This window comes from Paracoccus sp. Ld10, from assembly GCF_045064235.1.
GTDB lineage: Bacteria > Pseudomonadota > Alphaproteobacteria > Rhodobacterales > Rhodobacteraceae > Paracoccus.
Genome location: NZ_JBISHD010000031.1, coordinates 193,512 through 204,987, shown reverse-complemented (window position 1 = coordinate 204,987; position 11,476 = coordinate 193,512). Strand labels below are relative to the sequence as shown.

Sequence of the window (11,476 nt, the reverse complement as noted above, 5' to 3'; positions counted from 1 at the left end):
TCCAAGGGAGACATCGATGGCAGATTACAACACGTACCGGACCGCGCAGGGCGTAGGCCAACGCCAGGCGGCGGTGGACCAGGGCCTGCGGGCCTACATGAACAAGGTTTATGGGCTGATGGCGGTCGGCATGGGTGTAACCGCCATAACCGCCTATGGCACCGCGACCGCCGCCATGACCAACCCGGCCGTGGCGCAGACGCTGTATGCCAGCCCGCTGCGTTGGGTGATCATGTTCGCGCCGCTGCTGGTCGTCTTTGGCTTTGGCGCCGCGCTGAACCGTCTGTCCGTCTCGGCGGCGACGGGGGTGTTCTATGCCTTTGCCGCGCTGATGGGCGTGTCGATCAGCTCGATCTTTCTGGTCTATACCGGTGTGTCGATCGTGCAGACCTTCCTGGTGACGGCCATCGCCTTTGCGGGCCTGTCGCTGTGGGGCTATACCACCAAGAAAGACCTGTCGGGCTGGGGGACCTTCCTGCTGATGGGCCTGATCGGCCTGATCGTCGCGTCGATCGTGAACATCTTTCTGGCGTCGTCCGCCATGCAGTTCGCGATTTCCGTCATCGGCGTGCTGATCTTTGCGGGCCTAACCGCCTATGACACCCAGAACATCAAGAACACCTATCTGCAGATGCAGGGTTCGGGTTCTGATTTCCTGGGCAAATCGGCCATCATGGGTGCGCTGAAACTGTACCTGGACTTCCTGAACCTGTTCATGTTCCTGCTGTCCTTCATGGGCAACCGCGAATAAGCGAACGCCGTTCAGACATTGAAAAAGGCCCCCTTTCGGGGGCCTTTTGCATGTGCGGTGTCGGGGTCAGGCCGCTTGGCGGACCGACAGGGTTGATGCCGCCTCTGCCGCGATTTCAAAGCTGCGCAGACGGGCGGTATGGTCATGGATCTGGCCGGTCAGGATCACCTCGTCCGGGCGATAGGTCTCGACCAGACGCTCCAGCTGATCGCGGACCATGTTGCGATCACCCACTGCGCTGATGCGCAGCGCGCCGTCCACGGCTTGACGCATCTGCGCGCCGATCTCGGCGTCGATATCACGGACCGGGCGCGGCAGCTTGCCGGGCTGTCCCGTCCGCAGGCGGGCAAAGGCCAGCTGCATCGTCGTGCGCAGATAGGCGGCCTCACCGGCGTCGTCGGCGGCAAAGACGTTGGCGGCCAGCACCGCATAGGGCTTCTGCCCCCAGGGCGACGGACGGAACCGTTCGCGATAGATGCTCAGCGCCTGTTCCAGCTGTTCGGGGGCGAAATGGCTGGCAAAGGCATAGGGCAGGCCCAGATGCGCCGCCAGCTGCGCACCGAACAGGCTGCTGCCGAGGATCCAGACGGGGACATTCGTCCCCTCACCCGGCAGCGCGCGCACCGTCGCGTCCGCCCGTTCAGGCCCCAGATAGTCCAGCAGCTCGACCACATCCTGGGGAAAGCTGTCGGCCATCGGATCGCGGCGCAGGGCGCGGATCACCGCGCCATCGCCGCCGGGCGCACGGCCCAGTCCCAGGTCGATGCGGTCAGGGAACGCCGTGGCCAGGGTACCGAACGCCTCGGCCACAGTCAGCGGCGCGTGGTTGGGCAGCATGATGCCGCCCGCCCCCACGCGGATCGTCCGGGTCGCCTGCGCCACCAGCCCGATCAGAACCGCGGTGGCGGCACTGGCGATGCCGGGCATGTTGTGATGTTCGGCCAGCCAGAACCGGTGATAGCCCCAGCCCTCGGCATGCCGGGCCAGGTCGATGGTGTTGCGGATCGCGTCCTGTGCCGTGGACCCCTCGGGGACCGGCGAAAGATCGAGGACGGAATAGGGAAGATGCTGTGTCATCCCACAGATCTAGGCCGCCCGCCCTACTTTGCAATGACGGGACGGGACATATCGGCCCGCGGGTCAGGCCATCTTGCGCAGATAGGTCCAGGTGGGGACGCGGCCACCGCGCGCGACTGACCAGCTTTCGGCATCCCCCAGATAGACAAAGCCGCAATTGGTCAGAACCCGCGCCGAACCGGGATTGTCCTGGAACGCCTCGGCGAACAGGGTGCGCGCGTCGTGGGGGTTGGCTGCGACCAGCGCTGCCACGGCCTCGGTCGCGAAACCGGTATTCCAGAAGCCCGCGCCGATCCAGAAGCCCAGTTCGGACTGCGACCCCTCCATGCGGGTCAGCGACACGACGCCCAGCAGTTCGGTCAGCTTGTGGTCCGACCCGTCGATGGCCCAGACATCCTCGGACCGGTCCGCCGCAAGCGCACGCGCGACGAAACTGTCGGCAGCGCCACGGGGCAAGGGATGGGGAATGGCGCGCGTCCCTTCGGCCACGCGTCGATCGGCGGTGTAATGTTCGATCAGACCGGCATCCGAGGCGCGCAGTGGTCGCAGCGTGAACCGCTCTGTTGCGATGACGGATTGGGCCGGACCTTCGGCCAAGGCGGGCTTAAGGTCGTCCAGACGACTTCCCTCGCGCATGGGTGCAGACATCACCATGTTTCCTCCCCAAGAAACCGATAAACAAATATGCCGATGAAACGGTTCGGGGGACCGGTTCTCACCGATCCCCCCTTAGCATTAAATTATTACGCTGAGGTTACTCGGCTGCTTCCAGCTCTGCGGGGACGATCGAAATGAACGTCCGGCCCTTCAGACCCTTCTTGAAGCTCACATGACCGTCGGTCAGCGCGAACAGGGTGTGATCCTTGCCCATGCCGACGTTCACGCCCGGCCACCAGGTGGTGCCGCGCTGACGTGCGATGATGTTGCCTGCGATAGCGGCCTGACCGCCGAACAGCTTGACGCCAAGACGGCGTCCTGCGCTGTCGCGGCCGTTGCGGGAAGAACCGCCTGCTTTTTTATGTGCCATGGGTCGTTCTCCTTAGGCTGCGGGGGCGTCGGTCTTGGTGCGGGCACCGACGGCGGCTTTGACACCGGTCTTGTCCGAACCTGCGTCCAGCACGTCGGTGACGCGCAGCAGCGTCAGCTGCTGACGGTGACCGCGGGTCCGCTGCGAGCTGTGCTTGCGGCGACGCTTGACATAGGTGATGACCTTGTCAGCCTTGATCTGCTCGATCACGGTGGCCTGCACGCAGGCACCGGCGACCAGGGGCGCGCCCAGGGTCGAGCCGACCATCAGCACATCGTTGAACTGGACCGTATCGCCAGCTGCGGCATTCAGTTTTTCAACGCGCAGGACGTCACCCGCCTGCACCTTGTACTGCTTGCCGCCAGTTTTCAGAACCGCGAACATCGCTTTCTTCCTTCATCACCGCGTCCTGCGGCCCCGACTGTGTCGGCGTTGGGGGCGAACCCCGCCTTCGGACAGCGCACCCTTTTGCGGGTGTCGTTAAAATCAATAGACCGGCCAAAGGCGGATGCCCTGCCGGTGCGCTGCATTTGCCCCATTCGCGCCTGTCTGTCAAGGGCCGGCCGATGCCGGGGAACCCTGCCGCATCGCAGGGCTTGTACCCTGCCACTGACAGGACCGGACCCCACCTGATGCAACGCTTTTCATGCCCGCATTGCGGCACGCGCGCCTATTTCCACAACATGATCTGTCTGTGCGGCGCGCCGCTGATCTATGCCACCGAGCCGCGGTGCATGGTGGCGGACGCGGTGCCCTGCGCCAACCGCGACCGCATCGGCTGCAACTGGGCCGCGGCGGTGCCGGGCGGGTTCTGTCCGTCCTGCGCGATGTCGCATGTGGTACCGGTGATGCATATTGGTGAAAACCAGCGCCTGCTGGCCAGTGCAGAACGCGCCAAACGGTGGGTGCTGGCCAATCTTGCGGAATGGGACTGGTTCACGTCCGCCGATCCGGGCCGGCGGCCACGGTTCCTGATGCTGTCGGAACAGATCGGCGGGCGCGACCAGCAGATCACCATGGGCCACGCCAACGGCGAGATTACCATCAACGTGACCGAGGCGGACGAGCTGATCCGCCTGAAGCGCCAGTTGAAGCTGGGCGAACAGTACCGGTCGATGGTGGGCCATTTCCGCCACGAGATCGCGCATTTCCTGTTCGACCGCCTGAAGGTCCTGCCCGATTTCCTGCCCGCCTTCCGCGCCATCTTTGGTGACGAGCGTGCCGATTACGGGCAGGCGCTGAGGAACCACTATGCCGATCCCCGCGACCCGGCCGGGGATTTCATCACCAGCTATGCCACGTCCCACCCGCACGAGGATTGGGCTGAGACGGTGGCCCATCTGCTGCACCTGACGGACGTTGCCGACAGCTTTTGCAGCACGCATCTGGACATGCCGGGGGTGCCGCCGGACTATCACCCATACGCGGAAACCGAACCCTATCGCCTGCTGAACATCGCGGCCGAAATCACCATCGCGGTCAACGACATCAACCGCGCGCTGGACAATTCCGACCTTTATCCTTTTGTGCTGACCGTGCCGGTTCGCCGCAAGATCGCATTCGCGCATGGCTGGCTGCAGAACCATCTGGCCCGCAGCGGGGGAAAGGCCGCCTAGACGGCGGCCTTTCCCTCCAGCGTCATCCACTCCTCCTCCGCGTCCGCCAGTGCGGCTTGGCGTTCGGACAAGGCCAGACTGGCCTTTTCGAACTTGGCGGGCGCGGTCTGGAACAGCGTCGGGTCGGACATGAATTCCGACAGCTTGGCAATCTCCGCTTCCAGCTGGGCAATCACGCCAGGCAGCGCCTCAAGACGGTGGCGCTCGGTAAAGCTGAGACCGTCGCGGGCGGCCTTGGTCTTTTCGGCGACCGGCGCGGCCTTGGCAACGGCGACCGATTCCTCGGGCGGTACGTCGCCGCGTTGGGCCTGATAGTCGGTCCAGCCACCGGCATAGACGGTCGCGCGGCCATCGCCCTCCATCGCGACGGTGGTGTCGGCCACGCGGTCGATGAAATCGCGGTCGTGGCTGACCAGCAGCACGGTCCCGTCATATTCGCCCAACAGATCCTGCAGCAGGTCCAGCGTCTCGACGTCCAGATCGTTGGTCGGTTCGTCCATGACCAACAGGTTCGACGGTCGCGCCATCAGCCGCGCCAACAGCAGACGCGCCTTTTCGCCACCCGACAGGCTGCGCACGGGGGCGCGGGCCTGACCGTCGTCGAACAGGAAATCCTTTAGATACGCGACGACATGCTTGGGCTGGCCACGCACCATCACCTGATCGGCGCGGCCCGACACGCGCATGTCCGGATCGCCGGTCAGCGATTCCCACAGCGTCTGGTCGGGGTTCAGCGCGGCGCGCGCCTGATCGAATACCGCGATGTCCAGGTTGGTGCCTAGTTTGACCGTGCCGGCATCGGGGGCCAGCTCTCCGGTCAGCATCTTGATCAGCGTGGTCTTGCCCGCCCCGTTGGGGCCGACGAACGCGATGCGGTCGCCGCGCTGGATGCGCAGGTCGAACGGCCGCAGGATGATCTTGTCACCGAACGCCTTGGAAATGCCGGTGGCCTCGACCACCCGCTTGCCGCTGGTGTTGCCACTGTCGAACGCCATCGCGGCGGTGCCTTGGCGGCGGATCTGGCTGCTGCGTTCGCTGCGCAGATCGGCCAGCGCGCGGACGCGGCCCTGGTTGCGCTTGCGGCGGGCGCTGATGCCTTCGACGGCCCATTTGGCCTCGGCCTTGATCTTGCGGTCCAACTTGTGCCGGGCGTCGTCTTCGGCGGCCCAGGTGGCTTCGCGCCAATCCTCGAATCCCTCGAATCCGCGTTCCTGACGGCGCACGGCACCGCGGTCGATCCACAGGGTCGCCTTGGTCAGGCGGCGCAAAAATGCCCGGTCGTGACTGATCAGCACGAACCCCGCACGCGTCTGCGACAGATGGTCCTCCAGCCAGCCGATAGCCTCGATGTCCAGATGGTTCGTCGGCTCGTCCAGCAGCATCAGTTCCGGCGCGCGCGCCAGCAGACGGGCCAGCGCCGCGCGGCGGCGTTCGCCACCCGATGCGGTGTCGACGGGGCGGTCCGGGTCGAACTTCAGGCCCTCGGCGGCCATGTCGACCAGATAATCCTCGCCCGGTTCCAGCCCGTCACGGGCAAAATCGCCAAGCGTGACAAAGCCCGACAGATCGGGGTCCTGTTCCATGTAACCGGTCGAAACACCGGCAGCCAGGACCACATCGCCCCGGTCGGGTTCGACGAAACCGGCCATCACCTTCATCAGGGTGGACTTGCCTGACCCGTTACGACCGACCAGGGCGACGCGGTCGCCGGGCTGGACGTTCAGGGAAAGGCCCTCGAAAATGGGATCGCCGCCATAGGTCAGCGAGATCTCGGAGAGTTGCAAAAGGGGTGCGCGTGCCATGACCGCGCCCTAGCCCGACGCCGCGCCGGGGTCAATCCACCGCATTGCTTGACAACTTAAGTCGGAATTGCAACATGACACCGGAATTCTGACCAAAGGAGTCAATATGCGTCCCCTGATCATCGCCACGCTGCTGGGTGCAACCGCCATGCCCGCCCTGGCCCAGGAAGTGAACGTCTATTCCCACCGCCAGCCCGAACTGATCCAGCCGCTGGTCGATGCCTTCACCGCCGAAACCGGCATCGCGGTCAATGTCGCCTTTGTCGACAAGGGCATGGTCGAACGTCTGCAGGCCGAAGGCGACCGTTCGCCCGCCGACCTGGTTCTGACGGTCGACGTGGCCCGTTTGGGCGAGGTCAAGGATGCAGGCGTCCTGCAATCGGTCGAGGACCCGGCGCTGGAGGCGATCCCCGCCGCTCTGCGCGACGACGAGAACCAGTGGTTCGCCCTGACCACCCGCGCCCGCATCATCTATGCAGACAAGGACCGCGTCGCCGACGGTGAGGTTACCACCTATGAGGATCTGGCCGATCCGAAATGGCAGGGCCGCATCTGTACGCGCAGCTTTACCAACGATTACAACGTCGCACTGACCGCGGCCTATCTGGCCCACCACGGCGAGGAAGAGACCGTCGCATGGCTGGAAGGCGTCAAGGGCAACCTGGCCAAGCGTCCCGAGGGCGGCGACCGTGATCAGGTCAAGGCGATCTGGGCCGGCGAATGCGACATCAGCCTGGGCAACACCTATTACATGGGTGCGATGCTGAAGGATGACGAACAAAAGGAATGGGCCGAATCGGTCCGCATCGTGTTCCCGACATTCGAGGATGGCGGCACCCATGTGAACGTGTCCGGTGTGGCGATGACCAAGGCAGCCCCGAACCGCGACGCCGCCCTGCAGCTGATGCAGTTCCTGGCAGGCGAAGAGGCACAGCACATCTATGCCGAAACCAACAACGAATTCCCCGTGACCGAGGGTGTCGAGCGGTCCGAGCTGGTCGCCAGCTGGGGCGATTTCACCCCCGACGACCTGACCCTGACCGAGATGTCGGACCTGCGCCCGCAGGCGCTGGACCTGATCGAGCGGGTGAATTTCGACGGCTGACGCAACGGCTGCGTCGGGGGCCACCCCCTGACGCAGCAAAACGTCGAACAACAGGCAAAAGGCGCGACCCCGGGGTTGCGCCTTTTTTGATGCCAGCGCAATCATCCCGGCATCGGGGACCAAGGAGACGTGGTTTGGTACAAAAGATCATCATCGACACCGACCCCGGTCAGGACGACGCGGTGGCCATCCTGCTGGCACTGGCATCGCCTGAACTTCAGGTGCTGGGCATCGTCGCGGTCGCAGGCAACGTGCCACTGGCACTGACAGAGTTGAACACCCGCAAGGTGGTCGAACTGTCGGGCCGTACGGATGTTCCAATTTTTTCGGGATGCGATCGCCCCCTGTCGCGCGATCTGGTCACGGCGGAACATGTGCATGGCAAGACCGGGCTGGACGGCATCGAATTGCCCGCACCCACCCTGCCCCTTCAGGAACAGCACGGTGTCGATTTCATCGTCGAGACCCTGCGCGCCCATGATGCGGGTACCGTGACGCTGGTCCCCATCGGGCCTCTGACCAACATCGCCGAGGCGTTCCGCCGCGCCCCCGACATCGTCGGACGGGTGCAGCAGATCGTGCTGATGGGCGGGGCCTATTTCGAGGTGGGCAACATCACCCCCGCGGCCGAATTCAACATCTATGTCGACCCCGAAGCCGCGGCCGAGGTGTTCGCGTCGGGCGTGCCGCTGGTGGTGATGCCGCTGGACGTGACGCACAAGGCGCTGACAGACCGTGTGTGGATCGAGGCGATGCGCGCCCTGCCCGGTCGCTGCGGGCCCGCCGTCGCGGGCTGGACGGATTTCTTTGAACGCTTTGACACGACGAAATACGGCAGCCTTGGCGCGCCGCTGCATGACCCCTGCACCATCGCCTGGCTGTTGCAGCCGGACATGTTCGACGGGCGTCGGATCAACGTCGAGATCGAGACCGAAGGCCGCTGGACCACCGGCATGACCGTCGCCGACTGGTGGCGCGTCAGCGACCGCGCGCCCAACGCCCTGTTCCTCAAGGACGTGGACCGCGACGCGCTGTTCGCCCTGATCCACGACCGCATCGCGCGGCTGCCCTAGGGGGCGTCGTTCGACGGGGGCGGTTCGGGCAACGGCACGACGCCCTCTCCGTCACCGATGCGCTCGTTCAGGACCGCGACCAGTTGTTCGGTGACGTCGATCGCATCCAGCGACACCAGGATGGTGCGTCCATCCAGAACGGCCACCGCGCCCCGGTCCTGCATCAGCTGGCCCATCATCGGCCGGGCGGCGCGAAAGAACGCCGCGCGGTCCGCCTCGGCCCAGGCATTCAGGGCCTGGACGGCCTGCGCGCGTTCGCGGCGGATGCGCGTTGCGCGGATGTCGAAGTTTTCAGCCAGATCGCGGAATTCGGCAGCGGGCAACGTGCTGCGCTGTTCGGTCAGGCGGGCCTCTTCGGAGGACAGCAGTTGGGTCAGGCGGTCGTTTTCTGCCGCGACCTCCTCTCCCTCTGCCTCCAGCCTGGCCTGCGCGCGAAGACCCCAGACAGAGGTCAGATACAGTACCTCCTGGTCCAGGGTCAGGATCGGCGCGCTGTCGATGGCCTCTCCGGGACTGGCGATGGTGCTGTTGGGCAGGATGGGCGGCGTGGCGATGGCCGGAATATCGGGCGCCGGAATATCGGTACCCGTCGCATCCTGTGCCGTGGCCGGCAGTGCCATCAGCACCGCCGCCACCAGACCAAGGCCTGCCCGCCCCGCCCGCATCAGAAGTTCGTCTGAATCGTCAGGTCGAAATTCTGTTCCAGGTCATAGTCTTCCTTTTTCAGCGCCTGTGTGAAGTTGAAGCGCAGCGGACCGATCGGCGTGGTCCAGAAGATCGACGCGCCGACCGCGGCACGCGTGTACATGTCGTCATCGACCGCGACACCGCCCGTGCCGATGGTATTGTCCAGACCCCAGAGCGATCCGACATCCATGAAGAGGCCGCCCTGAATCCCGTATTCCTCGGGCAGGCCGATGGGGAACTGCGCCTCGGCGCGCGCCGCCCAATAGAAATTGCCGCCCAAGCCGTCCTCGTTCGTGGCCGCCAGATCGCGTGGGCCGATGCCGTTCGATTCGAACCCGCGGATGCGGTTGCTGGTGCGGAAGCGGTCCAGGATCCAGGTCGAATAGTCGCCATAGGTATAGATCGCCCCGGCCTCCAGCTCTGCGCGCAGGGTCACGCTCTCGCGCCAGGCAGTGCTTTCAACGCCGGCCAGCGCGGTCGAGGTGATCGTCTTGGTGTCACCCCCGACGCCCGCGAAATCCTGCGAGAAGCGGAACCGATACGCGGTCAGGGGGTCCAGCCCGGTACGGCGCGAATCCCAGTTGTAGGTATAGCCAAGGGATGAGGACAGGCGCGTGCCCTCTTCGTCGATCAGCAACTGGGAGCTGTCCTCGGTCACGTTGGTCAGCTTGTCTTCCGAAATGCGGTAGCGCAGCTCGACCCGCGCATTGTCCGAGATCGGGAATTCCAGCGACGGTTGGATGCGGATCTGACGGGTGTCGTAATCCGAATTCAGGCCCTCGGTCTCGGTATAGTTGGCCGAAAACCCAAAGCGCAGATCACGGCCTAGAAAGAATGGCTCGACAAAGGTGATCCCGGCGGCACGGTCGTCGGTGGCGGTCTGCAGCTGCAGGCCCACCGTCTGGCCGCGGCCCAGGAAATTCTGTTCGGTCAGGCCGATGTTGAAGCCCACGCCGGAGCTGACGCCATAGCTGGCGCCAAGCGACAGCGATCCGGTAGGCTGTTCCTCGACGTTGACGCCGACGATGACCTGGTCGGGACCGCTGCCTTCGCGGGTCTGCACCTGTGCATCGGCGAAATAGCCAAGCGCGCGCACCCGTTCGGCCGAATTGCGGATCTCGCGCGGGTTGAAGGGGTCGCCCTCGACGGTGCTGAACTGGCGGCGGATCACCTCGTCCAGGGTGGTGGTGTTGCCCTCGATGTCGATGCGCTCGACAAAGACGCGCTGACCACGGGTCAGTGCGAATGTCAGGTCCAGCGTCTGGGTCTGGGGGTTGCGGGTGACACGCGGCTCGATGTTGACAAAGTTCAGGCCCTGCTGGATGGCGATCGTCTCCATCCGGCGGATCGAGGTGTCGATGACCGATGGGTTATAGACCGCCCCACGCTCGACCCGGCTCTGTTCGGCGAACAGCGATGCGTCGACGCCGGGGATCTCGGACACGGTCTCGACCCGGCCGAACCGATAGCGCGGCCCCTCGGAGATGTTGAAGGTGATGAAGAACGCGTCGCGTTCGCGTGCGATTTCGGGCGCGACGCCCTGCACCCGGAAATCGGCATAGCCCTGCGAGCGATAGAAATCGGTCAGCAACTGCTCGTCCAGCGGGATGCGTTCGGGCGCGAACGTGTCGCGGCGGATGAAGGTGCGCAGCAGGCCCGCCTGCTTGGTCTGCAGCACGTTGCGCAGACGCCGGTCCGAATATGCCCGGTTGCCGACAAAGCTGACGCGCTCGATCTCGGTGACGTTGCCTTCGCGGATCTCGAACACCAGATCGACGCGGTTGCCGCTGCGGCGGATGATGCGCGGATCGACACGGGCGGCCAGTCGGCCCTCGGCGGCATAGATCTGGGCGATGGTCTGCGCGTCCTGAATCGCCTGGCTGGGCTGATAGACGCGGCGCGACTGGCTGCGCACGATCTCTGCCAGTCGTTCGTCGTTGATGCGGCGGTTGCCCTCGAACGAAATCTGATTGACGATCGGGTATTCGCTGACTTGCACGACCAGGGTGCTGCCCTGCACGATCAGTTCGACCGTCTCGAACAGGCCTGAATTCTGCAAACGCTGCAGGCCGTCGTTGATCTGGCCGGGGCTGAGGTCCTGACCCTGCGGCAGGGCCAGCGTGGACAGGACGGCGCCCGTCTCTATCTGCTGGTTGCCCTGAACCTGAATGCTGCCGACGACCACCGCGGCGGCAGGCTGCGCGATCATGCCCACAGGCACCGCGATTGCCAGGGACGTCACAAGCGCCAGCGCGCCCTTGCCCAGTTTCCGTTCCATGATGGCCCCTCTTGTGTCCGCCTGCACGCGCCCGGTTCGGGCTGTCGTTTTGCCTATGGT

General features: G+C 64.9%; 11 protein-coding genes. 4 read left to right on the top strand and 7 right to left on the bottom strand.

The annotated features are described in order from the left end of the window. Window positions 1-16: 16 nt before the first annotated feature. Entirely contained in the window at window positions 17-751 is a 735-nt protein-coding gene (locus ACJJVR_RS13090) for a Bax inhibitor-1/YccA family protein (protein ID WP_405405182.1), read from the top strand. A 66-nt stretch (window positions 752-817) separates the two neighbouring features. Here the strand turns inward: ACJJVR_RS13090 and ACJJVR_RS13085 are convergent, their stop codons facing one another. The 4 genes from ACJJVR_RS13085 to rplU form a co-directional block, all read right to left on the bottom strand. Beyond that, window positions 818-1,828 carry an LLM class flavin-dependent oxidoreductase gene (locus ACJJVR_RS13085; protein ID WP_405405180.1) on the bottom strand — a complete coding sequence of 337 codons (1,011 nt, stop codon included), beginning with the start codon at window positions 1,826-1,828 and terminating at the stop codon, window positions 818-820. A gap of 63 nt (window positions 1,829-1,891) precedes the next feature. Further along, complete coding sequence (locus ACJJVR_RS13080) at window positions 1,892-2,464, bottom strand: GNAT family N-acetyltransferase (protein ID WP_405405422.1); 573 nt, start codon at window positions 2,462-2,464, stop codon at window positions 1,892-1,894. A gap of 118 nt (window positions 2,465-2,582) precedes the next feature. Further along, a complete protein-coding gene (rpmA, locus tag ACJJVR_RS13075; protein ID WP_045999405.1) occupies window positions 2,583-2,855 on the bottom strand; it encodes a 50S ribosomal protein L27 in 273 nt (90 codons plus the stop codon). Between the two features lie 12 nt (window positions 2,856-2,867). After that, on the bottom strand, window positions 2,868-3,239 hold the full coding sequence (gene rplU, locus ACJJVR_RS13070; protein WP_405405178.1) for a 50S ribosomal protein L21: 372 nt from the start codon (window positions 3,237-3,239) through the stop codon (window positions 2,868-2,870). A gap of 248 nt (window positions 3,240-3,487) precedes the next feature. On the opposite strand from rplU, the gene ACJJVR_RS13065 reads away from it, so the two are divergent. Then, window positions 3,488-4,471 carry a putative zinc-binding metallopeptidase gene (locus ACJJVR_RS13065; RefSeq protein ID WP_405405176.1) on the top strand — a complete coding sequence of 328 codons (984 nt, stop codon included), beginning with the start codon at window positions 3,488-3,490 and terminating at the stop codon, window positions 4,469-4,471. Here the strand turns inward: ACJJVR_RS13065 and ACJJVR_RS13060 are convergent. Next, window positions 4,468-6,273: an ABC-F family ATP-binding cassette domain-containing protein gene (locus ACJJVR_RS13060; protein ID WP_405405174.1), complete on the bottom strand. Its 1,806-nt coding sequence runs from the start codon at window positions 6,271-6,273 to the stop codon at window positions 4,468-4,470. The genes ACJJVR_RS13065 and ACJJVR_RS13060 overlap by 4 nt on opposite strands. Window positions 6,274-6,379: 106 nt before the next feature. On the opposite strand from ACJJVR_RS13060, the gene ACJJVR_RS13055 reads away from it, so the two are divergent. Then, on the top strand, window positions 6,380-7,378 hold the full coding sequence (locus tag ACJJVR_RS13055; protein WP_405405172.1) for a Fe(3+) ABC transporter substrate-binding protein: 999 nt from the start codon (window positions 6,380-6,382) through the stop codon (window positions 7,376-7,378). Between the two features lie 134 nt (window positions 7,379-7,512). Further along, window positions 7,513-8,451: a nucleoside hydrolase gene (locus tag ACJJVR_RS13050; RefSeq protein ID WP_405405170.1), complete on the top strand. Its 939-nt coding sequence runs from the start codon at window positions 7,513-7,515 to the stop codon at window positions 8,449-8,451. Here the strand turns inward: ACJJVR_RS13050 and ACJJVR_RS13045 are convergent. Next, entirely contained in the window at window positions 8,448-9,116 is a 669-nt protein-coding gene (locus ACJJVR_RS13045; RefSeq protein ID WP_405405169.1) for an OmpH family outer membrane protein, read from the bottom strand. The genes ACJJVR_RS13050 and ACJJVR_RS13045 overlap by 4 nt on opposite strands. Beyond that, the gene (gene bamA, locus ACJJVR_RS13040; RefSeq protein ID WP_405405167.1) at window positions 9,116-11,416 is read right to left on the bottom strand and encodes an outer membrane protein assembly factor BamA; all 2,301 of its coding nucleotides are present in this window, start codon (window positions 11,414-11,416) and stop codon (window positions 9,116-9,118) included. Before bamA ends, ACJJVR_RS13045 begins: the two co-directional genes overlap by 1 nt. Window positions 11,417-11,476: the final 60 nt, after the last annotated feature.

Coding starts and splice junctions, on each gene's coding strand:
- ACJJVR_RS13090 (WP_405405182.1), top strand. CDS start 17: ATGGCAGATTACAACACGTACCGGACCGCGCAGGGCGTAGGCCAACGC.
- ACJJVR_RS13085 (WP_405405180.1), bottom strand. CDS start 1,828: ATGACACAGCATCTTCCCTATTCCGTCCTCGATCTTTCGCCGGTCCCC.
- ACJJVR_RS13080 (WP_405405422.1), bottom strand. CDS start 2,464: ATGCGCGAGGGAAGTCGTCTGGACGACCTTAAGCCCGCCTTGGCCGAA.
- rpmA (WP_045999405.1), bottom strand. CDS start 2,855: ATGGCACATAAAAAAGCAGGCGGTTCTTCCCGCAACGGCCGCGACAGC.
- rplU (WP_405405178.1), bottom strand. CDS start 3,239: ATGTTCGCGGTTCTGAAAACTGGCGGCAAGCAGTACAAGGTGCAGGCG.
- ACJJVR_RS13065 (WP_405405176.1), top strand. CDS start 3,488: ATGCAACGCTTTTCATGCCCGCATTGCGGCACGCGCGCCTATTTCCAC.
- ACJJVR_RS13060 (WP_405405174.1), bottom strand. CDS start 6,273: ATGGCACGCGCACCCCTTTTGCAACTCTCCGAGATCTCGCTGACCTAT.
- ACJJVR_RS13055 (WP_405405172.1), top strand. CDS start 6,380: ATGCGTCCCCTGATCATCGCCACGCTGCTGGGTGCAACCGCCATGCCC.
- ACJJVR_RS13045 (WP_405405169.1), bottom strand. CDS start 9,116: ATGCGGGCGGGGCGGGCAGGCCTTGGTCTGGTGGCGGCGGTGCTGATG.
- bamA (WP_405405167.1), bottom strand. CDS start 11,416: ATGGAACGGAAACTGGGCAAGGGCGCGCTGGCGCTTGTGACGTCCCTG.